The 26336-nt window shown below is 49.0% G+C and carries 19 protein-coding genes; 9 read left to right on the forward strand and 10 right to left on the reverse strand.

The window, feature by feature from the left end:
* Position 1 precedes the first annotated feature (1 nt).
* From RIH33_RS21285 to RIH33_RS21300, 4 genes are read right to left on the reverse strand one after another with little or no spacing between them, the layout of a single operon-like run.
* Entirely contained in the window at positions 2 to 451 is a 450-nt protein-coding gene (locus RIH33_RS21285) for a molybdenum cofactor biosynthesis protein MoaE (protein WP_406651554.1), read from the reverse strand.
* A complete protein-coding gene (locus RIH33_RS21290) occupies positions 441 to 1217 on the reverse strand; it encodes a HesA/MoeB/ThiF family protein (protein WP_406651555.1) in 777 nt (258 codons plus the stop codon). The genes RIH33_RS21285 and RIH33_RS21290 overlap by 11 nt, the downstream gene beginning before the upstream one ends.
* Entirely contained in the window at positions 1214 to 1450 is a 237-nt protein-coding gene (locus tag RIH33_RS21295; RefSeq protein ID WP_406651556.1) for a MoaD/ThiS family protein, read from the reverse strand. Before RIH33_RS21295 ends, RIH33_RS21290 begins: the two co-directional genes overlap by 4 nt.
* Positions 1450 to 2175, reverse strand: a complete 726-nt coding sequence (locus RIH33_RS21300) for a sulfite exporter TauE/SafE family protein (protein ID WP_406651557.1) — start codon at positions 2173 to 2175, stop codon at positions 1450 to 1452. The genes RIH33_RS21295 and RIH33_RS21300 overlap by 1 nt, the downstream gene beginning before the upstream one ends.
* A 100-nt stretch (positions 2176 to 2275) precedes the next feature.
* Between RIH33_RS21300 and RIH33_RS21305 the strand changes: the two genes are divergently transcribed.
* The 9 genes from RIH33_RS21305 to RIH33_RS21345 all read left to right on the forward strand — a co-directional run bounded on the left by RIH33_RS21305 (position 2276) and on the right by RIH33_RS21345 (position 15299).
* Positions 2276 to 2974 carry a Crp/Fnr family transcriptional regulator gene (locus tag RIH33_RS21305; RefSeq protein ID WP_406651558.1) on the forward strand — a complete coding sequence of 233 codons (699 nt, stop codon included), beginning with the start codon at positions 2276 to 2278 and terminating at the stop codon, positions 2972 to 2974.
* Positions 2975 to 3162: 188 nt separating this feature from the next.
* The gene (locus RIH33_RS21310) at positions 3163 to 4428 is read left to right on the forward strand and encodes an alginate export family protein (protein WP_406651559.1); all 1266 of its coding nucleotides are present in this window, start codon (positions 3163 to 3165) and stop codon (positions 4426 to 4428) included.
* An 8-nt stretch (positions 4429 to 4436) separates the two neighbouring features.
* Positions 4437 to 5825, forward strand: a complete 1389-nt coding sequence (locus tag RIH33_RS21315; protein ID WP_406651560.1) for a CmpA/NrtA family ABC transporter substrate-binding protein — start codon at positions 4437 to 4439, stop codon at positions 5823 to 5825.
* A 122-nt stretch (positions 5826 to 5947) separates the two neighbouring features.
* Positions 5948 to 7045 carry an ABC transporter permease gene (locus RIH33_RS21320; RefSeq protein WP_406651561.1) on the forward strand — a complete coding sequence of 366 codons (1098 nt, stop codon included), beginning with the start codon at positions 5948 to 5950 and terminating at the stop codon, positions 7043 to 7045.
* A 2-nt stretch (positions 7046 to 7047) separates the two neighbouring features.
* Positions 7048 to 7932, forward strand: a complete 885-nt coding sequence (locus tag RIH33_RS21325) for an ABC transporter ATP-binding protein (RefSeq protein ID WP_406651562.1) — start codon at positions 7048 to 7050, stop codon at positions 7930 to 7932.
* A gap of 11 nt (positions 7933 to 7943) precedes the next feature.
* Complete coding sequence (locus RIH33_RS21330; protein WP_406651563.1) at positions 7944 to 8762, forward strand: ABC transporter ATP-binding protein; 819 nt, start codon at positions 7944 to 7946, stop codon at positions 8760 to 8762.
* A gap of 186 nt (positions 8763 to 8948) precedes the next feature.
* A complete protein-coding gene (locus tag RIH33_RS21335; RefSeq protein ID WP_406651564.1) occupies positions 8949 to 10301 on the forward strand; it encodes a NarK family nitrate/nitrite MFS transporter in 1353 nt (450 codons plus the stop codon).
* Positions 10302 to 10321: 20 nt separating this feature from the next.
* Entirely contained in the window at positions 10322 to 13831 is a 3510-nt protein-coding gene (locus RIH33_RS21340; RefSeq protein ID WP_406651565.1) for a molybdopterin-dependent oxidoreductase, read from the forward strand.
* A 43-nt stretch (positions 13832 to 13874) separates the two neighbouring features.
* On the forward strand, positions 13875 to 15299 hold the full coding sequence (locus tag RIH33_RS21345; protein ID WP_406651566.1) for a rubredoxin: 1425 nt from the start codon (positions 13875 to 13877) through the stop codon (positions 15297 to 15299).
* Here RIH33_RS21345 and RIH33_RS21350 read toward each other — a convergent pair.
* The 6 genes from RIH33_RS21350 to RIH33_RS21375 all read right to left on the reverse strand — a co-directional run bounded on the left by RIH33_RS21350 (position 15277) and on the right by RIH33_RS21375 (position 26216).
* Positions 15277 to 15846 (reverse strand): molybdenum cofactor guanylyltransferase, encoded by a 570-nt coding sequence (locus RIH33_RS21350; RefSeq protein WP_406651567.1) that lies wholly within the window; start codon positions 15844 to 15846, stop codon positions 15277 to 15279. The genes RIH33_RS21345 and RIH33_RS21350 overlap by 23 nt on opposite strands.
* Before the next feature lie 128 nt (positions 15847 to 15974).
* Complete coding sequence (locus tag RIH33_RS21355; RefSeq protein ID WP_406651568.1) at positions 15975 to 17666, reverse strand: glycoside hydrolase family 9 protein; 1692 nt, start codon at positions 17664 to 17666, stop codon at positions 15975 to 15977.
* Between the two features lie 297 nt (positions 17667 to 17963).
* Positions 17964 to 19994 carry a hypothetical protein gene (locus tag RIH33_RS21360; protein ID WP_406651569.1) on the reverse strand — a complete coding sequence of 677 codons (2031 nt, stop codon included), beginning with the start codon at positions 19992 to 19994 and terminating at the stop codon, positions 17964 to 17966.
* Between the two features lie 24 nt (positions 19995 to 20018).
* The gene (locus RIH33_RS21365; RefSeq protein ID WP_406651570.1) at positions 20019 to 21251 is read right to left on the reverse strand and encodes a glycan-binding surface protein; all 1233 of its coding nucleotides are present in this window, start codon (positions 21249 to 21251) and stop codon (positions 20019 to 20021) included.
* Between the two features lie 25 nt (positions 21252 to 21276).
* Positions 21277 to 22950 carry a RagB/SusD family nutrient uptake outer membrane protein gene (locus tag RIH33_RS21370; RefSeq protein ID WP_406651571.1) on the reverse strand — a complete coding sequence of 558 codons (1674 nt, stop codon included), beginning with the start codon at positions 22948 to 22950 and terminating at the stop codon, positions 21277 to 21279.
* Between the two features lie 32 nt (positions 22951 to 22982).
* Complete coding sequence (locus RIH33_RS21375) at positions 22983 to 26216, reverse strand: SusC/RagA family TonB-linked outer membrane protein (RefSeq protein WP_406651572.1); 3234 nt, start codon at positions 26214 to 26216, stop codon at positions 22983 to 22985.
* Positions 26217 to 26336 lie beyond the last annotated feature (120 nt).

Consider the following 26336-nt stretch of genomic DNA (forward strand, 5'->3'; position numbering starts at 1 on the left):
CTTATCCGCCTGTATTAGTCTTCCATTGGTGCCCCTCACCTTCAAAAATCTCCTTCCCAAACAATGGCACCCTCGCTTTGATCTGTTCCACAAAATATTCGCATGCCTCCATAGCCGCCTTTCGGCGTGGAGAGGAGGTAAACACATAAAAGCATAACTCTCCAGCTGCAATAAGGCCGGTACTGTGATAAACATGTGCGCAGGTAAGCTCATATTTCGCAAAAGCTTCCTCTCTGATTTCGGTATATACGGCATTCGCCATGTCACGGTATGCCGTGAACTCAATAGCAGCAACCTGCTTACCTTCTACCTCATCCGCGCGTACCTGACCCAGAAATATCGAATGGGCTCCGATATTGGTCTTGCTCTGATGATTGGCCACAGATGCGGCCAGTTTTTCCGGCGGTATGGGCCCGTCCACCAGCAGCTCTTTTGGAGGTTTATTTGACATGTGATAATGATTCTTTGTTAGAAACTCGGGCTTTGGCCAGGGCCACTTGCTCTTCCTTTCTGGAAAAGGAAAGGTTTGAGCTGGACCAATTCAAAGCATTTAAAATCAGCAGTTTTCCTGACAAAACATCGGGAAGCGCCAATAAGACCTTGATGGCCTCCATGGCCATGATGGAGCCGATGGCTCCCGTCACCGGGCCGAGTACCCCCGTTTCAGCGCAGCCAAAGCCAGGAAGATCCCTCTGTGGAAAAAGGCACCTATAGGTGGGTCCGCCCTGATAATTGAACACGGATACCTGCCCCTCGTGCCTGAACACCGAACCTGAAACGAATGGTTTGCCGGTGAACACGGCCGCATCATTGATGAGGTATCTTGCTTCAAAATTATCCGTACCATCAATGATCAGGTCAAAATCGGGAAACAGTTTCAAGGCCAACTCCATAGTAAGAAACTCCGCAACAGCACTGATTTGCACCGTTGGATTCAGTTTCACCAGCTTGTCTCTGGCCACGGTGCTCTTGAAGCGGCCTGTTTCTTCTGTGGTATACAGCGTTTGACGATGGAGATTGCTCAGAGAAATCTGATCTCCATCAATCACCGCCACATGTCCCACTCCCGCACCCACCAGGTACTGTAAAACCGGGCAACCCAGACCTCCGGCGCCTACCACCAACACCTTTGATTGGGCCAGGCGTACCTGCCCCTCCTCACCTACTTCGGTGAGTGTAAAGTGTCGTTGATACCGCGCATAGTATTCGTCGTTCATCCTCCCGAAAATGGTGGTAAAATAGCTATTTCATCTCCTTTCCTGAGTACCAGTACCCTTTCTGCCAGTTGCTGATTCACAGAAACCTGACACTGTACCAGCTTCATTCCAGGATATTTTTCATTCAATTCTTCCAGCAAATCACCCACAGTCTCCGATTTAGATTCCAGCCATTCCTCGGGCCTGCCGGTGATCTCCGATAGAATACCAAAATATTTAAGGTTCATGTCCATCACATCAGTATTAATTTCAGGCACGCCAGCGCCAGTACAAACGAAAGGGCCTGTCTCAAGCGCACTTCATTAAACCTAAAACTACCCAGGTAACTTCCCAAAAATCCACCGCAAATTGTGACAACTATTAATGGTAGGATCTGGGTTGAGAGCTCCAGCCCATTGCTATAATCACCCGCCAATCCGGCGAGGGAATTAATCCAGATGAAAAGCGCTGAAATGGCAGCCGTCTGTTTCACATCTGCCCAACCCAACAGTAAGATCACCGGGCTCAACAAAATACCGCCTCCAATCCCAATGATGCCCGAGAAAAAACCGATGCAGAGCCCCACGAACATGGCCAATACCCTGGAGGGGCTTTGGGTTTCCTTTTGCATCTTGCCAAATACCCCCAGCATCCGCAGCACTGCGAATATCAACAGTACACCCAGCACCTTTCTATAGATGTAAGGATCCAGGTCAATCATGCCCCCTACGAAAGCTGCAGGAATGGAGGTAATCACAAACCAGCTAAACAGTCCCGGCTTGAAGTAACCATTTCGATAAAAATGGATAAATGACACCCCGGCTACAAAGAGGTTGAGTACCAATGCGGTGGGCTTCATCACATCAGGTGAAAAACCATACAGCGCCATAATGGCCAGGTACCCGCTGGCTCCCCCATGCCCCACAGAAGCATAGAGCGCTGACACGATTAGCAATATCAATAACAAGCCATAGTCCACAATGCAATTATACGTAATATGATAGAATTATGTAGATCATCTCAGTATTTCTACGTAATTTTACGTATTAATATTACTTACACACTAAAGGCTCCCTGTTATGGATTGCTTAAGCTGTACTAACGCGCAATGCATCATCAAAAAGAACTATCACTTCGATAAGATGCATGCCTATCTTGAAAAGAAATCAACCCTGGTATGCAAGAAAGGTCAGAATTTTATCATTGAGGGGGCTCCGGTTCATGGCCTTTACTTCATCCGTGAAGGCAAGGTAAAAGTGGCCAAAACCGGGCTCTATGGCAAAGAGCAGATTGTCCGGTTTACCGGGAATGGTGAAACCATCGGCCATCGGGGATTTGGTGCGGGTCACTTTTATCAGATAAGTGCCGTAGCACTCCAAAAAACCACCTTGTGCAACTTCTCTACTGAAACCATGAAGGCCATGCTGATGGAAGTACCCACCCTCACTTACGACCTGATGACCTTCTATGCCGAGGAGCTCAACCGCAGTGAAGCCAAGGTGAAGAAATTCGCCCAGATGACCGTGCGCGAGAAAGTAATAGATGCACTCTTGTACATCAACCGCAAATTCGGGCATACGAAAGGCATCATCAACATACAGCTGTCACGCAAGGAGATCTCAGACTTTGCCGGCACCACCGAAGAGCAGGTCATCAGAACGCTCTCCGGCCTGCGCAAAGACGGGTTAATAGAAACGCCGGGTAAAAGGATTCACATAAAAGACGTAGAATTACTTAGAAAGGAAATTTCGGAACACAATTATTTTATTGACAGCTAAGCCGCACAAATACTGACACTTAATCATATAAACCTGCCAAACCGCAGGTTTTTTTATGTGATAAAAGAATGATTTAACCTGCCTGCTCAACAGCAATTATAATTACCTCAGGGTCTACGTTTGCAATAAATACGTAATAATACTTAGTTTAATTACGTAGCAATTGAAAAGCTAAACAAACCAAGACCATGAAAAAAACGACCTACCTAATCGCGCTAATTGTCGCCCTGTCCTGTATGGAGGTAACTGCGCAAATGACCATCTCTGCGGAGGTGCGTCCACGTACTGAATTCAGAAATGGATTTAAAACCCTTACCGAGGATTCAAAAGACGCTTCATTTTTCACGGAGCAACGTTCGCGTCTTTACCTGGACTATGCAGATTCTGCTTTCAAATTCAGAGTTTCCTTTCAGGACGTCCGCATCTGGGGAGAAACCACCCAGATTTTCAAAGAAGAATATGGCAAAACCTTTCTGAGTGAAGCCTGGGGACAGTACTACTTCACCAATAGTCTTTCAGTCAAAGTGGGTCGTCAGATCATCTCCTATGACAATCAAAGGTTCATCGGTGGGCTGGAGTGGGCTCAGCAGGGCCGCAGACACGATGCGCTCCTCCTTATGTACGAGCAAAACAAGACCAAACTTCACTTTGGGCTGGCCTACAATCAGGATGATGATGTGCCGGAGCAGGCCTTCCTACAGGGGCCCGGAGCAGGATATTATAGCGTAGGTGGCAATTACAAAACCTTCCAATACGGATACTTCAATAAAGGATTTGAAAATGGATCACTCTCCCTGCTGGCATTCAATGCCGGTTATCAAAATGCCGATACCACGGTTTCTTTCAAGCAGACCTGGGGTGTAGTAGCTTCCAAAAAGCTGGCGGGCATCAGTCTGGCCGGAGACTTCTACTATCAAACCGGCGAACTGGGTAAAAACAAAGTGAATGCCCTGCTGGCAGGTATCAACGCCACCTTCTCCACTCCGGTCACGCCGCTCACCTTTGGTGTGGAGTATATCTCCGGCAAGGACGATGATGATCCCTCTACAGACCTCACGGCCTTCAGCCCGGACTTTGGCACCAACCACGCGCACAATGGCTATATGGATTACTTCTTTGTGGGGCCCGCCAATGGCTCCGTGGGTGTCACGGATCTGTACCTGAAAACCAGTTTCAATGTGGGCGGCGGAGCGCTCAAAACGAACATTCATCAATTCATGACCGGGTCTACTCAGCTGGACACGGAAGGTCAGGAGCTCTCCAAAACCATGGGCACCGAGGTGGATCTGGTTTTCATCAAAAAACTCAAGGGCGGAGTGGTCTGGAACCTCGGTTATTCGCAAATGTTTGCATCCGACACCATGGAGGCGCTCAGAGGCGGCGACAAAAGTGCGCTGCAGTGCTGGGCCTGGACCATGATCACCTTTAAGCCTACACTCTTCACTTCTAAATAATCAGAACTATGAAAAAACTAACCAATCATCTACTCCTTTTACTTGCGGCCGCTGTGCTGGCCTCCTGCTCAGGCAGTGATGCAAAAAATCAAAGTACTGACGTGGTTTCAGGTACAGAATCCGGTACTTCTGCCCTGCTCATTGAGAAGCCACAGCTCACTTTCGGCTTCATCAAATTGACGGACATGGCACCATTGGCCATCGCCAAGGAATTGGGCTACTTCGAAGATGAAGGCCTTTTCGTCACCATTGAGGCGCAATCCAACTGGAAAAACGTCCTGGATCGGGTCATAGACGGCCAGCTCGATGGCTCTCACATGCTGGCAGGTCAGCCCATAGCTGCGGGTGCCGGATTTGGCCGTCAGGCGGAGCTGGTGACCCCATTCTCCATGGACCTCAACGGCAACGGGATCACTGTTTCCAACGAGGTATGGTCGAAAATGAAACCCAATGTACCAGTAGATGAAGCCGGGAAACCCATTCATCCGATCAAAGCAGATGCCCTGGCTCCGGTGGTTAAGGAATTCAAAACCGCAGGTCGTCCTTTTAAAATGGGCATGGTGTTTCCTGTTTCCACACACAACTATGAGATCAGGTACTGGCTGGCTGCTGCGGGCATCCACCCGGGACTCTATACCGCTGACAACATTCAGGGGCAAGTAGATGCAGATGTGCTCCTTTCGGTAACTCCCCCGCCGCAAATGCCTGCTACACTGGAAGCCGGCACCATTTATGGCTATTGTGTAGGTGAACCATGGAACCAGCAGGCGGTGTTCAAGGGCATCGGTGTACCGGTAGTCACCAACTACGACATCTGGAAAAACAACCCCGAGAAGGTGTTTGTGATGACCAAAAAGTTTGTGGAAGAGAACCCCAATACCGCTGTAGCGGTCACCAAAGCCCTCATCAGAGCAGCCAAATGGCTCGATACACCGGGAAACAGACCTAAGGCGGTAGGCATCCTTTCCATGCCCGCCTACGTGGGTGCGGATTCAGTGGTGATTGCCAACTCCATGACGGGAACTTTCGAGTATGAAAAAGGTGATAAACGCAGCATGCCGGATTTCAATGTATTCTACCGGTACAACGCCACTTATCCATTCTACTCAGACGGCATCTGGTTCCTGACCCAGATGCGAAGATGGGGCCAAATACCGGAGCGCAAACCTGCCGACTGGTACCACAGCACCATCAGGGACATTTACCGCCCTGACATCTGGTCGAAGGCCGCCAAACTACTCACCGAAGAAGGCAAGATTCCCGCTGCGGACATTCCTGAAACGGACGGGTATAAGCCAGCTACCAGTGATTTCATTGATGGCACTACCTACGACGGTAAGGACCCGATAGGCTACATCAACAGCTTCGGCATTGGTAACAAAGACGAAAGTCTGTAACCAACATCATTCATCACTCCTCTGAGTGACAAAACATAAAAACAAAGACGTTGGTGTCTTGAGGGCTTGGTTCGTCCGGCCCTCACCACCAGCGCTCATATCTCACGAATTACACCAACGCAATGAAAAATAAATCAATCAAAACCATCCGATTCCTCGGGCTTGGGTTTCTGGAGCCCCTGATCCGTCTGTTCAGTGGTGAAGAGCCCGCCAGGAATGGCAAGCTCTTTGCCAAAAAAGCCCTCCTGCCCCTATTTTCAATCGTTCTGTTCATCGGCCTTTGGCACATTGGGGCCACAGCCCTCTACAATAGTGAGGCTGAAGTACGCATAGAAAAAGCCCGCCAAGAGCAGGGTGAAGCCGCCGCTACAGCCATGGAGGAGTGCATCGCCTCGGGTGATGTGTCCTGCCAGCCCAACACCCTCCCTTCACCCACCAAGGTCTACCAGGCCTACCTGGCACTGTGGCAGGATCATTTGGCCATAGCCGAAAAGAAATCAGACTTTGAAGCCCGTGTATCCGAAACCAACGCCCAGCGGGAAGCACAGGGCCTCGCGCCCATCACCTACACGGGACGGCCCTCTTTCCTTGACCAGGTGGGCACCAGCCTGAAAACGGTGGCTGCCGGGTGCCTGCTCGCCATGCTGGTGGCAGTGCCCATCGGCATCATTATGGGCCTTAGTAATTCCCTCCGGACTTCATTCAACTGGCTCATACAAATATTCAAGCCCGTATCTCCGGTCGTATGGCTGCTGTTGGTTTTTATGATTGTGAAAACGGTCATCACAGATCCCAGCATGGACAAGTCCTTTATTATCTCGTTTATCAGCGTGGGCCTCTGTGCCATGTGGGCAACCCTCGTCAATACCAGCATGGGCGTGGCCACTGTGGATAAAGACTACATCAACGTAGCCAAAGTACTGAAGCTCAATATCGCACAAAACATCTTCAAAATCATCCTGCCTGCCTCGCTACCCCTGATATTCACAGGGCTGCGCATTACTGTATCGGTGGCCTGGATGGTGCTGATCGCTATCGAACTGCTGGCCCAGAGCCCGGGGCTCGGGTCCTTCGTATGGGAAGAGTTTCAGAATGGTGCCAATGACTCCAATGCCAAAATCATCGTGGCCATGTTCATCATCGGCCTGATCGGTTTTTTGCTGGATCGAATCATGCTCAGCGTTCAAAATCTTATGAGTTTCAACAAAGGAATCGCATAGCCATGGCACTACTGGATTTAAAAAATGTATCCAAATCGTTTGGAACCGGCCCTTCGCGGATCGACGTTCTTTCCGACATCAACCTTTCGGTGAATGAAGGCGAATTTGTAGCCATCGTGGGATTTTCCGGAAGCGGAAAAACCACCCTGATCAACCTGATCAACGGACTGCTTTTTCCCGACAAGGGGGAAGTACTCCTTCATGGAAAACCCATCACCGGCCCAGGGCCCGACAGGGGGGTAATCTTTCAGAACTACTCCCTCCTGCCATGGCTATCCGTCTATAGCAATGTGAAACTGGCCGTGGATGAGGTGTTCACCCACCTCTCCAGAAAAGAGCGTGCCGCCCATGTAGACCTATACATCGACATGGTGAACCTCACTCCCGCGCGGGACAAAAAACCCGCCGAGCTCTCCGGTGGCATGCGCCAGCGGGTATCTGTGGCGCGGGCATTGGCCATGAACCCTGAGATTCTGCTCATGGATGAGCCACTCAGTGCACTCGACGCACTCACGCGGGGTTCGCTGCAGGAAGAAATCATCAAAATCTGGAACCAGGACAAAAAAACAGCCATCCTCATCACCAATGATGTGGACGAAGGGATACTCATGGCTGACCGGATCATCCCGCTCACACCCGGACCAAAAGCGACGCTGGGGCCGGAGTTTAGCGTGCCTTTTGACAGGCCGCGGGATGTCACCGAGATCAATAAGGATCCTGAATACAAAAAGCTGAGAAACGAAATCCTGGAATACCTCATAGAAGTGGGTGCCACCCGGAGGCAGGTGAGTGATCAGAAATACATTCTGCCCGACCTCAAGCCTACCATGCCCGGCCGGGTCATTTTCAGAAAGAAAAAGAAAAAAGAAGCCGTCAAATATTTCTAAAAAACACCACCATGCAAGCACAACTGAAAGACACCATCGAATATGCGCCGGAGACCGCCGAAAGGCCCAACATGCTGGTCTGCGAAAACCTCCGAAAAGTTTATCCCACACCCAAAGGCGACTATGTGGTGCTGGACGACCTTCAGCTCTCCATCCGGCAGGAGGAGTTTGTCTCCATCATCGGGCACTCCGGCTGTGGTAAGTCCACACTGCTCACCATGATCGCCGGACTCAACGACATCAGCGGGGGCAACATCTATGTGGATCACGACCAGGTGCGGGATGCCGGGCCAGACCGAGCGGTAGTGTTCCAGTCGCCAAGCCTTCTGCCCTGGCTCACAGCCATGCAAAACGTGATGATCGGTGTGAAACAGGTATTCCCCGGTGCCTCCAGAGCCGAAAAAGAGGAAATCTGCAAGTACTACCTGGACAAGGTGGGTCTGGGCAATGACTTTCACAAACGTGCCACCGACCTCTCCCAGGGCATGCAGCAGCGGGTGGGCATTGCAAGGGCTTTTGCGCTTAAACCTAAAGTACTCCTCCTCGACGAGCCCTTCGGTATGCTGGACTCCCTCACCCGTGGAGAGCTGCAGGATGTACTGCTGGAAATCTGGCAAAAAGAAAAAATAACGGCCGTGGCCATCACACACGATGTGGATGAGTCCATTTTCCTGGCCGACCGGGTGATCATGATGACCAGCGGCCCCTATGCCAAAATCGGTGATGAGCTCACCATTCCATTTGAGCGACCCAGAAACCGCAAGGCTGTACTGGAACATCCCGAGTACTATGACTACCGGGCGTATTTGCTGAATTTTTTGAATCATTGAATGTGAACCCATCTAAAGTCCTGACAGGTTTGTGGAAACCTGTCAGGATTCCCCTCGACTCAGCTCCCTAAAACCCTCACACGTAAGCTGAAAAGAATTTACGTAAATAATTTACGTATTATTACTTAATTATTCTAGGTAATTACGTAGTTTTGAAAAACATCTGAACTACGTAATTATTTTAGTATGGAATTCACCAAATCAGGAAAAGCCAAAAGCATTGAACTCTTTAACCTCAGCACCATCAATATGCGGGTATTTCACCTTACCTGGCTGGCGTTTTTCCTTTGTTTCTTCGGGTGGTTTGGCATTGCGCCCATGCTCTCAATCGTTCGCGATGACCTGGGCATCACCACCGATCAAATTGTAAATACCAACATGATTGCTGTGGCCTCCACAGTCTTCATGCGGTTGATTATAGGTTGGTTATGTGACCGTATAGGCCCTCGAATCACTTATACATGGTTACTGATCCTGGGTTCCATTCCGGTCATGATGATCGGAATGGCCCAAAATTATGAGCAATTTCTGATCGCCCGCATGTTTATCGGAGCCATTGGCGCTGCGTTTGTCATTACGCAGTTTCACACTTCGGTGATGTTTGCGCCCAATGTGGTCGGTACGGCCAATGCCACCACGGCAGGCTGGGGAAACCTGGGTGGCGGAGTGACTCAGCAGGTCATGCCCATGGTCTTCGCCGGGGTACTGGCCTACGTAGGCGCAGAGCACCTGGCCTGGAGGTATGCCATGATTGGTCCTGGTGTACTCCTTTTTATCATGGGCATTATTTATTACCGGTTTACTCAGGATACACCGGAAGGCAACTACAAAGACCTGCACAACATCACCAAAAAGAAAAGCGAGGCAAAAGCCTCTATCGGGACAGTACTGAAAGACCACAGGGTGTGGGTACTCTTTCTCATCTATGGTGCCTGCTTTGGGGTGGAACTCATCGTTAACTCCAAAGCGGCCTTGTACTTTACCGATTACTTTAACATGGACATTAAGACCGCTGGTCTGATCGCAGGTTTATTTGGACTGATGAACCTCTTCGCCCGATCCCTCGGTGGTTATTTTGGAGATCGCTTTGGTAAAATCGGAGGGCTCAATGGCCGGGTAAAGTGGCTGTTCGTGGCGCTCTTCATGGAAGGCCTCGCCCTCATACTCTTTTCCAGAATGGATACCATTCCCCTGATTATTGGCTCACTCATTTTCTTCAGCCTCTTTGTACAAATGAGTGAAGGCGCCACCTATAGCGTGGTGCCATTTATCAATAAAAAAGCACTGGGCATGGTCTCGGGTATTGTAGGCGCAGGTGGCAATGCCGGTGCGGTGGCCGGGATGCTTTTGTTCAAAAAGCAGCTCACCGGTCTGGAATGGACCGATTCTTTCTATGTGCTCGGCTTCATTGTCCTGGGGGTTTCGTTTTCGTCATTCCTTGTTCGGTTTTCCAAACGTGCTGAGGTCGTTGCCAAAAAGGAATCCAGGCAGGCGACCATCGAAAAGGAACTTCAACCAGAACTGGCAGAGGCCATTTAATCAACCTAAAGAATATCCACATGTCACATAATAGGGAAGAATCACATAAGACCGTATGCTCCTACTGTGGAGTGGGGTGTGGCATAGTGGTCTCCAAAGACAAAAAGGGTCGCCTGAAGGTGAAAGGGGACGAATCACATCCTGTGAACAAAGGCATGCTCTGCTCCAAGGGAATGAACCTGCACTACACTGTGATGGATCAGAGTGACCGCCTCCTGAAGCCGGAGATGCGCTGGAGCAGACGCCACCCCATGGCGGAGGTGAGCTGGGATACCGCCATCGGCAGAGCTGCGGCCGTTTTCAAAACTTTCATCAAAGAACATGGGCCTGATAGCGTCGGACTGTACGTATCTGGTCAGTGCCTCACAGAAGAATACTACCTGGCCAATAAACTGGTGAAGGGATTTCTGGGCACCAACAACATAGACACCAACAGCAGACTGTGCATGAGCTCTGCCGTGGTGGGGTACAAAGAAACACTGGGAGATGACACGGTGCCCATCTCCTATGAAGACATAGAATTATCCGATTGCATCTTCATTGCCGGAGCCAACCCCGCGTGGTGTCATCCCATTCTTTTCAGAAGGATAGAAAAACACAAAGCCGACAATCCCCATGTAAAAATAATCGTAGTAGATCCTCGGGTAACCGATTCCTGTGGTCTGGCGGACCTGCATTTGCAGGTCCAGCCGGGCACAGACATGTTTCTGTTTCATGCCATAGGCAAGTACCTGATAGAGCAGAATATGGTGGATGAGGATTTCATCCAGCAGCACACCAACGGATACGAATCATACGCCCATGAGATCAAGTCCAGATCCATGCAGGAATACGCTGCCATTTGCAGGGTGCCCATTGACTCCATCATTGAGGCCGCCAGGATCATCGGTCAGTCCAAAGGCTTCATCACCATGTGGGCCATGGGGCTCAACCAAAGCACCACAGGGGTCAACCAAAACCTGGCGCTGATCAACCTGAGTCTGATCACCGGAAAAATCGGAAAACCCGGCAGTGGGCCCTTCTCACTCACCGGTCAGCCCAACGCCATGGGCGGGCGGGAAGTAGGCGGGCTCTCGAACCTGCTGGCAGCACACCGCAACCTGGCTAACCCGGCACATCGCAGGGAAGTTGCCGACTTCTGGGGAGTGGATACCATTCAGGAAAAGCCCGGGCTTACGGCCACAGAGATGTTTGAATCGTTGAAATCTGGCAAGATGAAAGCCATCTGGATCATCTGTACCAATCCATCAGTGAGCATGCCAAACGCCCGGCTGGTGGACGAGGCCCTGAAAGCAGCCAAGTTTGTGATCGTGCAGGACATTTCCAGAAAAAGCGACACCACCCAATATGCAGACCTGCTCCTGCCTGCGGCCAGTTGGCTGGAGAAGGAAGGGACCATGACCAACTCCGAGCGGCGGATCTCTCACCTTTCAAAAGTCGTGGAAGCACCAGGAATGGCCCTTCCTGACAGTGAAATTCTTATTCGTTTTGCGAAAGCAATGGACTTCCATGGCTTTGATTTTCAGAGTCCTGCTGAGGTCTATGAAGAATATACCCGCCTGACCAAAGGTACCAGCATCGACATTTCAGGACTTTCTTATCACAAGCTGAAGAGTGCCGGATCCATTCAATGGCCGGTACCTTCCAGTGACCATCCCGGCACCCCCCGACTTTTCGAAAACGGAAAATTCCTCACGCCGGATCAAAGAGCCAACATCCTTGGGGCTGGCGCCCAAACGGAGCATGAGGAACCCTCTGAAGACTATCCTCTGATCCTCACCACCGGAAGGATCAGAGACCAATGGCACACCATGACCAAAACAGGAAAGGTAGCTAAACTCAAAAAACACATCGATCGACCATTTCTGGAAATACACCCCGATGATGCTGATTTTCGGGACATCAAAGATGGGGATCCGGTACGGATCTACAACGACCGGGGCGATGTACAGGTGGCCGCCAAAGTCACCTCCAGCATTAAGAAGGGTGTGGTATTCCTGCCCATGCATTGGGGTAAAAAACTAAACATCGACCTGTCCAGAGCCAACAACCTGACGAGTGAGGTAGTGGATCCAAAATCAAAACAGCCGGGATTCAAGTTTTCGGCTGTGGAGGTGCTGCGTCATCTGATTCCCCGAAGGAAAATAGTGGTCATAGGAGCCGGAGCAGCCGCCTATCGCTTTGTCAATACTTACAGGGATTTCAATCAGGAAGACGAAATCCACGTGTTCTCCAAAGAGAAATGGCCCTTTTACAACCGGGTACTCCTTCCTGACTATGTGAACGAAACCAAAAAATGGGAAGACCTGGTGAAATACACGGAGGCAGAGCTGGAAGCACTTAACCTGTACCTGCATCCTGCCAATCCCATCACCAGGATCAACAGAGAGGACAAAACCCTCGTGGATGACCGAGGCGATACGCACAGCTATGACCTCCTGATCATGGCCACTGGTAGTCGGGCGTTTATCCCGCCCAATGCCCCGATGCACCTACCCGGGGTCTTCACCATGCGAGACAGGGAAAATGCCGATGACCTCAAAAAACAACTCTGTCCGGGCAGCAATGTACTGGTCATCGGAGGTGGCCTCCTGGGGCTGGAACTGGCAGCGGCCTTTACTGAAATGCAGGTGAGCGGTACCATCGTACAACTCGGCTCCCGACTGATGGAACGTCAGCTGGATCCCATGGCCAGCGCGATGCTGCGTGAATATGTGCAGGACCTGGGTGTGCGCATATTTACCAACGATGAAGTGGTGGACATCACTGAGAACGAAGAGCAGCTCCTTCAGGTCACCCTCAAGAGTGGCAATAGCCTCCTGATGAATGCCGTGGTGTATGCCATTGGCACCAGACCTAATACACAGCTGGCCATCGAAGCGGGACTAAAATGCGGCCGTGGCGTGAAGGTAAATGACTACCTGCAGTCCAGTGATCCCGACATCTTCGCACTGGGCGAAATTGCCGAACACAACCAAAGAATGAACGGCATCACAGCGGCTGCAGAGCAGCAGGCTGATATTTGCGCGCGCTATCTGGCCGGTGACCCCTCCCACCATTATTCAGGCACCACTCCTATGAACATTTTGAAATTCCCCAGTCTGGACCTTTGCTCAGTGGGCACCCCGGAGATACCCGTCAATGGGAAAAACTACAGTGAGATTACCTTTCTGGACCGGGAAGCCCTCTACTACAAAAAGTGCATCATTCACAACGACAAGCTCGTGGGCACAATTCTGATGGGAGATAAGGCTGAATTTGCCGAATACAAAGAGCTGATAGAGAGCGGCACAGAGCTCTCTGACAAGCGCCTGCAACTTCTCCGCTCCGGTGGCACTCCCGAGCCTGTGAAAGGGAAGCTGGTTTGCTCCTGCAACAACGTAGGCGAAGGAAACCTCCTTGAATCAATCGCTCTGGGGAATGACACCCTGAACAAACTCTGTCAGGCATCAGGTGCCGGCCTGGGCTGTGGTAGCTGCAAATCAGAAGTCAAACGATTAATCGATCGGTCTTTGGAGGCGGTCACATAAATGTATCTTTGTTCCATCTTTTCTGGTAATTAGCATTTCAGATATGCAGGTAAAAGACTTAGTGAGAATATTTGTGAAAGGGGGGATTATCTCGCCGGGAGACTTCCTGAAAATTCTCCTGGTAGCCGAAAAGCTGGGTGCCTCCCATCTTCACTTTGGATCCAGACAAGACATTCTCTTTGCTGCCAAGGAGAAAAGCAAGGCCATTTTGGATGAAACGTTCCAATCTATTCACACCGAATATGAAATCAACACTTTCGAGTACCAGAACATCCTGAGTTCCTATGTCTCCCAGGATATTCTGCCCGGAAAACAATGGCTGGCCTCTCACATTTACCACTACATCCTCAACGGATTTGATTACCGCACGCGGCTCAGGGTAAATGTGGTAGACCCCTCGCAAAGTCTGGTACCACTCTTTACGGGGCAGGTCAACTTCATTGCCTCCAACCTCGAAAACTACTGGTATGTATACCTGCGCCTCAAACACATACAGGATACACCCTGGCAAATGCCGCTGCTGGTATATACCGAAGACCTGGTGAAAGTGGCTCAGGCCATTGAGCATGAAAACCTGCAGGAACAGGCAGCCACGTACCAGGAAATATTCACCTACCTCACAGATAATGTGAAAATGAATACCCAGCCGGTAACAGAAAATCTGGTGCTGCCGGAACCTCATTTTCCTTATTACGAGGGCATCAACCGACTGGCCGATGGAAAATACTGGCTGGGACTCTACTGGCGTGACAACAAGTATCGGATTCCCACCCTGAAAGCCATCATGGAGCGGTGTATCGAAACGGAAGTGGGGAAAGTGACCCTCACACCCTGGAAATCTTTTGTTATCAAAGGGATTTTTGAAAAAGATAGAATCGGATGGGAAAAGCTCATGGGTAAATTTGGCATGAACCTGCGCCACAGTTCCCTGGAGCTCAACTGGCACCTGCCAGCTTTGGATCAGGAAGCCCTGGATCTGAAATTTTATCTGATCCGGGAACTGGACAAGCAAGACATCAGCACGTACGGACTCACCTTTACCATCAAGACCTCACCAGACATCATTCTTTTCACGTCGGTGGTTATAGAAAAGGCCGAAAACGGCGTATCAGAGAGTTACAACATTCTCTTCAGCAAAAACTTCAACCCTAACCTCACAGACTATCACTACTATGCCAGGGATGTACACAAGTCCGTACTGGCGTCCCTTATTCTGGAGCTGAGTCTGGTGTATTATGAAAACCTGGATGAGGAGAAAGTGGTTTCCCCAAAGGTGAAGTCCATCATAGACAACATCCAAAAGGAACTCTATCAATGCATACACTGCCAAACGGTCTATGACAGTGAATTTGGTGATCCGGAAGCTGGAATCAAACCAGGCACTCCTTTCACCACTATTGGGGCGGACTACATCTGCCCTACTTGCGGTGGCAACAAAGAAGGTTTTACAAAAATGAGCCTCGGCTAGTATTTCTGTCCTCCCGTGTGTTCACATTCACCAAGAAATCGACTTCTCCTTTGATAGCCTTTGTGGGACACTTTTTCAAAATATCCTGTAGGCTGTACACTTCCTTTCGGATGGCGCGCTTGAGCACGATGAAGGCCCCTGGGTTATAAATAGTAAGTGTGGTCTCATAAAAACCACTTTCCGGATGCTGATAGGTAACGATATCATATTCGGGAGCATTGGCCGAAATCAACCTGGTGACAGCATCAGCTGTCAATCCCATGAGGTCACATGCCACCACAAGCCAGCTGCACCTGGCATCCTCCGCAATGGCCGTGGCCAGACCGCCAATGGGCCCGATCTGATCATAGGTATCCACCAGTTTAGCATAGGTATCCGGGATCACTTCATTCTGGCGCTCGTTGCAGGAAATATAAGTTGGGTATCCCTGAGCAGTAAGCATCTCATACAGGTATTGATACTGGGGAGTACCATTATCTTCCATCAGGTACTTCTCTTCACCCATCCGGGAGCTTTCGCCCCCGACAAGTATTAGGCATTTTATCATTTCAATAGGCAAGTTTTTTGGCACATGAACTCAAAAAAAATGGAGTCGGGGATGAATTTACCTCATTTTTCTGAAAACCAAGAAATATGGAATGCTCAAAAGAAGCAATTGCCTGGTGCCTAAATCATCTACAATTTAAAATCGTGGAGATAGGTGGCCTGCAAAGTGCTGGACATATAAACCAGCGGTGCGTTCCAGTTAATGGCCACCTCGTTGGTGGAATAGCTGCATACTTCATCCAAATAGCATCTTGCCGGATGCGTAACCTCATAGGCCTGTCGCCCGCAATCTTCATTTACGTTCCGTGCATTGGGCCCGCCAACCAGCATACCCGGCACGGGCGCTTCTACCCCGTCTGAGGCAGATGGGCGGTGATGAACGTTCTTCGGAGACAGGGACCCCTCTCCTGTCACAAAGCAATACCCGGTAGCATTTCTTCCGAGTACATAATCCAGCCCGGAAAGCGCTGCTTCATAAAACTCCCGGTTTCCAAATAACCGGTAAGCATTGATCAGCACCATGCCCTGATTGAGGATATCCGAATTGCTGCCCCAGGTAAACTCATCCAGGGTGATCTTATAGGGCGCTGTTCGCCAAACATTGATGAGTCTGTCAGCGATGATCATCAGTTGATCCGAGGACTGTTTGTTGAGTTTTTCTGAAACCCCCATTCTGGCTGAGGAGAGTGAGATGAGACCAAGAGTCTCCACTGATGCCCAACTCGGCACCCTGAACATCTGAAAATCGTCTATGGATATGCCTTTCATGTAAATATCCCGGCCTGTGGCCAGGTACAGCTCCGTAGCAGCCCAAAAGAATTCATCACGAAAATCCAAATCACCGTATCCTCCGGTGGATATGGCCGGATGTCCAGCCACTGCCACATTGGGGTTTTCAAAAGGTACTCTCGGGTTCACGGAGGCCCACTTCCAGGCTTTTTCGGCCTTGTCTAACAACCGGGCCGCATAGGCAGGATGTGTGGCTCTAAATAATACAGATGACTTGGCCAAAACTGCGGCAAAGTCCAGCGTGGCCGCCGTACCTTTCGCTACCACATAGCGCTGACCGGTGGCCTCTGATGGAGCCACAAAACTTTCAAAACTGGCCGTGGTGGTCTTGTGGTACACCCCACCATCCTCAGGATCCTGCATGGATTCCATCCAGCGTACGTTCCACAAAATTTCATCAAGTAAGTCCGGCACCTGATTATCGCTCTCGGGCACATTCCAGGTGAGGGAGTCAAAGAGACCAGCATTGTGCTGGTATGCCGCGATCAGTGTATAGGTGGCAATTCCGGAATTTACCACGTACTTATTATAGTCGCCCGCATCGTACCAGCCGTAAGGCGTAGAAATCACGGTACCTGCAGGTCGTGAGTCAGAGGCAGCACTTGCATGAACATACACCAGGGTGTCCGGGTGTGCGTATTCATGGTGATAAACACCAGAGTGCAGGGGATCAAGCGAGGTTGATGCCCGATTGTAATAGTAAGACTTGGAGGCATTCTTGATAAGCTCCAGATAAGGAGTGTGAGAAATGTCAAAAAAGTGTGAGATCGTTTCTCCACATTGGATTCTGTAGGTGCCCGACTCATTAAATGCGCTGAAATCGGCGATGGCTATTTTTTCGCCTGATTTATTCCAATATTTTGTTTCCAGTAAGATTCCTTCAAAAACAGACTCATTTGAAGCATTGATTAAGGAAAAGTTAGTACTGGCTGGTTCTACTACTGCGGCCTGCTTTTTACCATGCTGCAGATAGCCTATCTGATTGATACGAATGTCCGGAGTGACCTGCTCGATGGTTTGGCTTTTGACCATACAGCCAGCAATCGATCCAAAAATCGAAATAAAAAAAAGTAAACGAGCACCTCTGATAATATTTCCCATTGACATGGTTGATTTCGCCTCCGCTTCAACGATAGAGACCATTCTGGTCACTGCTTAATAGACTTTCATAAATCATCGGCAAGGTGACGCGACACCCCAGTACGCGCCACACTATACCAATGATAAGAAACAATACAGGTCAAAAAAACTGACCGATAATTTTGCTCCGGCAACACCGGAATAAAAGAGCCACACCGGAGAACAAATCCCCGATGTGGGCTCGTATGATTAATTAAAGCCTACCCGGTCCACATAGATCGTGGTACCAGTCACGCCTTCTACTTTGAAAATCCACCTGGTCACGTTGGCAAGATTCACATCAGGATAATTAGACAGATCCAAATTGAACTCTGTCCAGGCTCCTTCTGTGATGGTCACCGCGTTATAGTTACCCCAGACATCAGAGCCATCTGCGCCCAAAATGGCCGCTACAGAAGCTCCATTCGTACCAGGTCCTCCGTAAATTGCAAAGGAAAATACGCTCTTGCCACTGGCATCCACGCCTGTCATACCCCCGGCAGAAACCCCACCATCACTGGCAGTAGAGAACTTCCATGACACACTTCCTGAATAAGCCTGCTCTGTGCTGGCATTATCAGAAACGTCCGTATTCCAGCTCCAATCTCCACCTCCAAAGTTGACACTCTCATCAAACATATCTATAGCCAAAGGTTTGGGGCCTCCCAGATCAAACCCAACACGATCCACATAAATGGTGGTACCTGTCACGCCCTCTACTTTGAAAATCCACCTGGTAACATTTGCCAGATTTACATCCGGATAGTTGGCCAAATCAATTTCGAACTCAGTCCACTCACCTTCGGCAATGGTTACCGAATTATAGTTGCCCCATACATCTGCACCATCCGAACCAAGAATAGCGGCAACAGAAGCACCATCAGTACCCGGGCCTCCATAAAGAGAGAAGGCAAATACGTTCATGCCTGTAGCATCAACACCCGACATGCCTCCGGCAGAAACCCCGCCATCACTTGTTGTACTGAATTTCCACGACTTGCCTCCTGAATAGAACTGCTCGGTGCTGGCATTGTCAGATACCTCGGTATTCCAACTCCAGTCTCCTCCACCGAAGAATACCTCATCATCATACAGGGTAAGACCCAATGGGGGCGGACCCTCTCCAGGCACCACCACATTCACTCCCAAATTGGAAGAGTAACCGTGAATGGTCGTGTAAGTAATACCACCGGACTTGGTTCCCTCAGGCACTGCGAGTACGATTTCAGTGGCGGTGTGACTCACAAAATTAGCCGCTAGAATAGCGTCCACCGAAGGCAGGTTAAGCTGAGCCACGAGGTCCAGGTCAGTACCCGTGATGGTCAAATTATCAACACCGGGCACAGCTACAGCCGGAGCAGCCGCAGTGCCTATCGGCAACACGATGGACAACGACTGAGAAGTCACCACACTTACAGGAGATATTTGATTCAATGTAAGTGTTCCTTTCAAAGTCAAAGCTGGTACAGCCACAACAATCTTACTGGCCGCCTGGCTCACGAAATTGTCTTTGGTGACGGTAATGTCCCCACCAAAACCAATAGAAGTAACCAGGTCCAAATCGGTACCATTGATCGTCAGGTTTTCAGTGTGTCTTACTGCTTCAGGACTCAGTGAAGTCACCTCAGGCAAAGTCACTACCAACTCATTCTCAGAAGCAAAAGTCAATGGATCTGTACCGCCTGAGCTAAAGATCAGGAATCCGGTCTGAGCTTCCATGGGTACTTCCACCACCAACTCGGTCAGTGACTGACTCACAAACTCCTCTACCAACAAACCATCCTTGAAAGTAACACTCTCAACCCAGTTCAGCAGATCACCGGTCACTGTAATAGTAGCCCCGGGGCGTGCCTCCGCAGTGATAGAAGTGATCGTCACCGGCACCTCAAAACTCAAAGGTGATTTGGTTTCAATATCCCCGTCTTTGGTTCTGAGTGTTACCAAACCAGCTTGCGCTTCCTTAGGCACAGTAATCTCGATCAAAGTAGAAGATTTGGTCAGGAAATCAGTGATTTCTATCTCTGGCTGCAGCACGATAGCTGATACCCTATCCAGATTCAAACCAATGAATTGAATGGTGTCACCATGCTGAACTCCGGATGGTCCGTAGCTCAACAGCACCACTTCACTGCCCATGGTATCCTCCTCTTCGCAGGACATAAGTAAACCACTCGTGCCCAGGATGCATACCAGCGCAAGCGACAGTATGTTCAGACTATTTATATATTTTATCAATTTCATATCTGTAATAGTTATTTAAGAATCCTAAAGCTCTACTATCCGCACATTGTCAATGTAGATTTCGAAGGGAGAGTTGTCTGCTGAGGGTGCTCCAAGCATCCAGAAGCTCAAACTACCCGTATTGTCCATATTGAACTTGTTGGCAGACTCTGTGTACACCACATCGCCACTGGCATTGGTACTCATATCATATTTGAACTCCGTGATCGGAATGGTCACCGTGACCCACTCACCCCCAGAGTCCACAGCTCCGCCTGCAGACTCCCATGGTCCCCAGACTGCTCTCGGGTTGAGGTCATTGCTCCAAATCTCACTGTTGCCACCATTATTCCAAGGCGCAAAGCAGATGTTCAGGTATGAAGCATTCCAGGTGATGATCTTGGCTTCAAATTTCAGTGCGTAGTTTTCAGGTTCTCCGGGGATCAGACTGCCCTCAGGACGGCCATTTCCCTGACCCCAAAACTGGGATTCATAGTGATTATCGCCCAAAGGTCCCTCCTCACGAGGTGCATCAGCACTATAGGTACCACTTAGCTTCAGGTAGTTACCATCCAGGCTATGGTCGTCTGTCACATACAAACCCGGTCTCCAGCTACCATCAGCATTCAGGTCATCGTAATTCAGGAAGATGTTGCGTTGATCTCTGTAATGAAAACTAGTCTCTGTAGTTCCAAAATTTGTTTGGATCGTCAACGGACCTGATGCAGCACCCTCAGGTATGGTCACCTCAAGGGTATTCTGATCTACTACCTCTACCACGGCTTCTGCTCCACCTGTGAAAGTCACAGACATGGGCTCAAAAAAGAAGTCTCCGGTAATCACAGTGGTAGACCCCACAGGGGCATACTCGCTGATCATGGCCACAGGTAGCGGCTCAGAAATCTCCACCACAAACTCATGTGTAAGTACAGATCCATTAGCAAAAACGAGTCTGATGTCGTTGGTCACTTCTGAAGGTGCCCTGCTTGGCAGGTTTACCAATATACTTGTATTGGTCACGTAAGTCGGGATGATCACTGCTTCCAGGTCATTGAACCAAATCTCCCGGGTACCGCCCAGATTTTCACCCATAATGGCCACCAGGTCTCCAAGAAAAGCCCCTACTAAAAGAGAATCTGAGCTTTCCGGATTGGTAACCCTCACGTAGTGAATCACCGGCTCTCCGCCTTCATTGTCTTCACATGAAGTCACGGTCATCAATCCCAGCAAAATCACCGGGATTAAAAATGTGAATATTTTTCTATCTAAAATTTTCATTTTGCAATTCGCTTTAATACAAGAATTATTCAAAAATCCACTCTACAGGCTCCTCTGACAATCTCGGGTTGGCCACCACTTCATTTTCAGGAACAGGCAACACCATGTCTGCAGGAGAGATGACCACCGGGCTGTCCGGCTCCACTGCCTCATAAAATGCAGGGTTGTTCTCATCAGCCTGAGTAGCACCATCAATGGCCTCCACTCTGTAAGCTCTTTCCTGATCATTCAGATAGTCGATTGCATCAGAAGCTGACCTTCTGTAGAAGCGCTTCACATCAAACCAGTTGATGCCTTCTGCACCAAATTCCATTCTACGCTCTGTGAGAATGTCCATGAAAGAAATGGAAGTTCTTGGATTCAACCCTGCACGGGCCCTGATCTCATTGAAATAGCCAAGTGCTTCACCATCAGTAGTGCTTCCGGCTCCCCCCAGGGTAGCTTCCGCAAAAATCAGGTATACATCTGCCAGTCTTAGCATGTACTGGTTCAATGGTGACGCCTGATTGATGACGCTGGCTCCGATATCATCCTGACTTCCCACTACATATTTCTTGATGTTGTTGCAAACGGGAGATTTGTACTCCAGCTGGTTACCATCATCATCTCTACTCACTATTTCGTACAGATAACCACCTTCGTCTGTGTTCATATCCGGATAAAAATCACCAACCGTCATGAAGATCCATGGTTGTCTTTTATCCAAAATCACGCTATCCAGATTGCCATCATTGGCATCCATGGCTCTTACATAATCATAGGTCATGGATTTGCCGCCACCCCAGGCCTCACTGTTACCAGTGATGATGCTGCTGCGTGCAAACACTGCCTGACGACTGTTTCCAGTACCCCATGCACCTGAGATCCACTGCAGCGCAAATAATGACTCAGAGTTGTTATCATTTTCGGGCTTGAAGAGGTCTTCATAGTTGGCCATCAGTGCATAACCACTGTTTTGAATCACATCTTTGGCAAGGGCTGCAGCCTCTGCAAAATTCGCCGATGAGTTAGGGTCTGAAAGATCAGATGCCTGTGTCAATTTGATTTTGGCCAGCATCCCTTTAGCACTCCAGGAAGTTACTCTCCCGGGACTATCAGACGACGGCAAATGCTCTGCTGCAAACGCGAAATCGTTGGCGGTGTACTGAAGAACACTCTTATAAGTGTTTCGAGGTAGCTTATAGTCACCTCCAGCTATGATCGAGGCAGGATCTTCCACAATCGGAACATCACCCCAATATTCAGCAAGGAAATAATAAGCCATTCCTCTGAAGAATCTGGCCTCTGCCAAACCTGCATTGATATCTTCCTCAGACACTCCGTAGCCACCGGCGATCCTCGGCATATCTGCCAAAATCACGTTGGTACGTGCTATGATGGAGTAAAGACTCGCCCATGAGTTGGAAACAATGCTGTTGGCAGGCGTAAAAGTGAAGAAGAAAAACTGTCCTTCATCCTGATAATCCTGATACATATCTCCAGACAAACCATCGCCTGCTGCCCATGAAAACTTATCATTGAAATTGAACCATGGACGGCCGTAAAGCGTGGCTGTTACTGTTCTGATTTGCTCCTTGTTCTGATAAAACCCATCAAGAACAGGGTTGTCCTCTGGAAGTACTTCCAGAAATTGCTCACCACATGAACTCATAGCGAATATGAGTACGGTGGCTATATAAAATTTAATTGCTCTTTTCATTTTTGAATACTTTTAGATTCTAAAATCTCAGCTTAGAAAGTAATACTTGTTCCCAATGTGATCACCCGGGGAGATGGGTATCTTCCCATGTCCACATTTTGCAACAGTGCATTTTGGTTGAAAGCACCGATCTCAGGATCAAGTCCTGTGTATTTCGTGAATGTGTAAAGGTTCTGAGCATTTACATATACACGCATTGAGCTTACTTTCACCTTATTCAACATACCCTTTGGCAGCTGGTAAGACAAGCTTACGTTCTGAAGACGCAGGTAAGATCCATCCTCGATCCATCTGTCAGACATACGGTCGTTGGTGTTGTTGTCCGTTGGAGAAAACCTCGGGATATCTGTTCCCGGATTTGCCAGTCTGATGTCATCAGGATTGGTCATATCAGCATCCGGATCATCAGGGTTGATAAACTCTACACGAGCCCTGTTCACCACTGTAGCTGACTGGTTGTTGTTCAGGCTGGACATTCCTTCGTTTCTTACTCGCTGGAAATTCAGGATTTTACCACCATAAGAACCTGTGAAGTATACATTCAGGGAGATCCCGGCATAGGAGAATGTGTTATTGACACCTCCCGTAAACTTAGGGTTAGGATTTCCGATGCTGGTCTGGTCATTTACGTCGATCACACCATCCCCGTTCAGATCTTTAAACTTCTGGTCACCGATCCAAACACCATCACGCTGGTGGATCAGGTTTTGATTGCCTTCTATAGACTGATCATCCACTTGCGTAGGTGAGTTTCTGATGTCCTCAGCATCTGTGAAGATCCCATCCGTCTGGTATCCGTAGAACGATCCGATAGGGTTACCAGCTGTTGTGCGGGTCACCGTCTGGAAGCCAGCATACCAGTAAAGGTTCTGGGTATAAGGCTGATCTATGTCGAGCACTTTGTTTCTGTTGAGCGTATAAGCTATATCTGTAGTCCAGGAGAACTTATTTGCTTCGATGTTTCTGGTATTCACAGAAATCTCAATCCCTTTGTTTTCCATCTGGCCCACATTGTAATAGGGTGCACCGATATCACCTCTGATAGATGAAGGAATGGAGGTAAGCTCAAGCAACAGGTCTCTCGATTGTCTGTTATAAGCATCCACGGTTAGGTCTATTCGGCCTGCCCACAATGAAACATCCAACCCAAGGTTCATTTGTCTTGAGGCTTCCCATTTCACATCCGGGTTGGCGAATCTTGAATTTCTACTTCCTGTGCCTATCCAGGTGTTTTCTGTAGTCAGTCCGGAACCGTAAGCATAGTTAGCAATGCTCTGGTTTCCTACTTCACCATATCCCATGCGCAATTTCAAATCAGAAAGCACTTTGGATTTTGGCATGAACTCTTCATTCATCACTCTCCATGCGAACGACGCAGAAGGGAAGAATCCGTATTTATTGTTAGGTCCAAACCTAGATGATCCATCGTAACGACCTGTTACGGTGAAGAGGTACTTGTCAGACAAAATGTAGTTCAATCTGGCATAGTAAGAAGAGAGGGTGTTAGCTCCCTGATAACCACCAATTGGGTTGGCGGAGTTTTGTCCCTGGTTTGGCGTGGTGATATTCTCATCCACAAAACCTGTTTTCTGAAAGCTCGAACCTCTGTAGGTACTCTTTTGAGCTTCCTGTCCAAGTAGTGCTGTGAAATCGTGAATTCCTGATTGCAGGGTATAGGTAAAGTAGTTTTTCACCAACCAGAAATCTCCGGTGCTCTCAGACTGGTTCAGACTGTTCACATCATTAGAAAGGACTCCCCACTGATAGGTTGGGTGGAAAGCTCTGTTCAATGAATGATTCTTGCTGATTCCGTATTCCGTTCTGAATTTAAGGCCCTTCATCAATTGGAGATCTGCGAAGAAGTTGGCATATAGTTGCTCTCTTCCAAGCGTATTATTTCTCATCAACGCCAGGGCTACTGGGTTAGCTCCTATTTCGGCTGAGTTAGCTGTAGGTCCTGCAAAATTGCCATCCAGATCCCGAACGGGTACTGCAGGAGACATCACCAATGCCTGAGCGATTACACCATCGCCACCGTCATTCAGGGTGATGGTCTCATCAATGTCGGCGTATGAGATACTTGTTCCCACCTTCGCCCATTCGTTCACCTTGGCATCTACGTTCAGACGCATAGAGACCCTTTCAAACCCAGAACCGATGATAATTCCATCCTGTGAAAAATATCCCCCGGAAAGGGCGTAAGTAAAGGCTTCGTTACCACCGGCAAATGACATTTGATGACTCTGCATGGGCGCCACACCAAACACTTCATCCTGCCAGTCTGTGCCTTCACCCAGTATAGAAGGGTCCAAAAATCTTTCATTTACGTTAATCCCGTCAATCTCAGTGCTCACAGAATTCTGAAACTCCGCGTATTCACGCAAGTTCATCATGTCCACTTTTTTGGGCAATGACTGAAAGGCATAATAACCATCATAGGTGATCATGGCCTCTCCGGACTTTCCTCTTCTTGTCGTTACCATCACCACACCATTGGCTGCTCTGGAACCATAAATAGCAGTAGCCGATGCATCTTTCAATACCTCGATACTTACAATGTCGTTGGGGTTGATGGCGGCCAAAGGATTTACCCTATTTTGGCCATTGGCTCCACCTGACCAGTCGAAACCAGTAATAGAAGGACCTCCACCATCAATGGGAATACCATCGATCACGTACAAAGGCTCATTGCCTCCACTCACCGAACTGGTACCCCGTATACGGATAGAAACTGCTCCACCGGGAGCACCCGAGTTTTGGTTCACCTGTACTCCGGCAATTCTACCCTGAAGCGCCTGGTCCATGTTGGTGACCACCGTACCTCTGAGTTTGTCTCCAGAAATAGAAGCTACAGCTCCGGTCAGGTCACTCTTCTTTTGGGTTCCGTATCCTACCACCACTACTTCTTCCAAAGTGGAGATATCTACATCCAGTGTCACATCGATACTGGACCTGCTGCCCACAGGAAATTCCTGCGTCTTAAAACCAACAAAAGAAACCACAAGGGTAGCGTCCTCAGGGACAGTAATCTTGTAGTTGCCATCAATATCCGTGATGGTTCCGTTTGTTGTACCTTTCACTAAGACCGTCACCCCCGGAAGAGTGCTGCCATCTTCACCGGAAGTAATCACTCCGGAGATTGTTCTTTCCTGACCGAATGCTGTGGTTACACTCAGCGAGAGGGTAAGGAAAGTCATGAAGCAAACTCCCATCAATCGCTTAATAGAACTTTGCATCATTTCACTTCTACTGTAAACCTTTCTCATAAAATTGACATTTTAAAAAAATCAAAATTCATTACCATTTAGTTGTTAACACTTCAAAAAAGCATACTTGAACGCTTCGACTTTTATCGATTAATCAATATTAAGCTTTACCCGATTCCC

This window comes from Marinoscillum sp. (assembly GCF_040222955.1).
Classification (GTDB): domain Bacteria; phylum Bacteroidota; class Bacteroidia; order Cytophagales; family Cyclobacteriaceae; genus Marinoscillum.

Excerpts from the sequence above, each read along its gene's own strand:
- RIH33_RS21285 (WP_406651554.1), bottom strand. The coding sequence starts at position 451 with ATGTCAAATAAACCTCCAAAAGAGCTGCTGGTGGACGGGCCCATACCG.
- RIH33_RS21290 (WP_406651555.1), bottom strand. The coding sequence starts at position 1,217 with ATGAACGACGAATACTATGCGCGGTATCAACGACACTTTACACTCACC.
- RIH33_RS21295 (WP_406651556.1), bottom strand. The coding sequence starts at position 1,450 with ATGGACATGAACCTTAAATATTTTGGTATTCTATCGGAGATCACCGGC.
- RIH33_RS21305 (WP_406651558.1), top strand. The coding sequence starts at position 2,276 with ATGGATTGCTTAAGCTGTACTAACGCGCAATGCATCATCAAAAAGAAC.
- RIH33_RS21310 (WP_406651559.1), top strand. The coding sequence starts at position 3,163 with ATGAAAAAAACGACCTACCTAATCGCGCTAATTGTCGCCCTGTCCTGT.
- RIH33_RS21315 (WP_406651560.1), top strand. The coding sequence starts at position 4,437 with ATGAAAAAACTAACCAATCATCTACTCCTTTTACTTGCGGCCGCTGTG.
- RIH33_RS21320 (WP_406651561.1), top strand. The coding sequence starts at position 5,948 with ATGAAAAATAAATCAATCAAAACCATCCGATTCCTCGGGCTTGGGTTT.
- RIH33_RS21325 (WP_406651562.1), top strand. The coding sequence starts at position 7,048 with ATGGCACTACTGGATTTAAAAAATGTATCCAAATCGTTTGGAACCGGC.
- RIH33_RS21330 (WP_406651563.1), top strand. The coding sequence starts at position 7,944 with ATGCAAGCACAACTGAAAGACACCATCGAATATGCGCCGGAGACCGCC.
- RIH33_RS21335 (WP_406651564.1), top strand. The coding sequence starts at position 8,949 with ATGGAATTCACCAAATCAGGAAAAGCCAAAAGCATTGAACTCTTTAAC.
- RIH33_RS21340 (WP_406651565.1), top strand. The coding sequence starts at position 10,322 with ATGTCACATAATAGGGAAGAATCACATAAGACCGTATGCTCCTACTGT.
- RIH33_RS21345 (WP_406651566.1), top strand. The coding sequence starts at position 13,875 with ATGCAGGTAAAAGACTTAGTGAGAATATTTGTGAAAGGGGGGATTATC.
- RIH33_RS21350 (WP_406651567.1), bottom strand. The coding sequence starts at position 15,846 with ATGATAAAATGCCTAATACTTGTCGGGGGCGAAAGCTCCCGGATGGGT.
- RIH33_RS21355 (WP_406651568.1), bottom strand. The coding sequence starts at position 17,666 with ATGGTCAAAAGCCAAACCATCGAGCAGGTCACTCCGGACATTCGTATC.
- RIH33_RS21360 (WP_406651569.1), bottom strand. The coding sequence starts at position 19,994 with ATGAAATTGATAAAATATATAAATAGTCTGAACATACTGTCGCTTGCG.
- RIH33_RS21365 (WP_406651570.1), bottom strand. The coding sequence starts at position 21,251 with ATGAAAATTTTAGATAGAAAAATATTCACATTTTTAATCCCGGTGATT.
- RIH33_RS21370 (WP_406651571.1), bottom strand. The coding sequence starts at position 22,950 with ATGAAAAGAGCAATTAAATTTTATATAGCCACCGTACTCATATTCGCT.
- RIH33_RS21375 (WP_406651572.1), bottom strand. The coding sequence starts at position 26,216 with ATGAGAAAGGTTTACAGTAGAAGTGAAATGATGCAAAGTTCTATTAAG.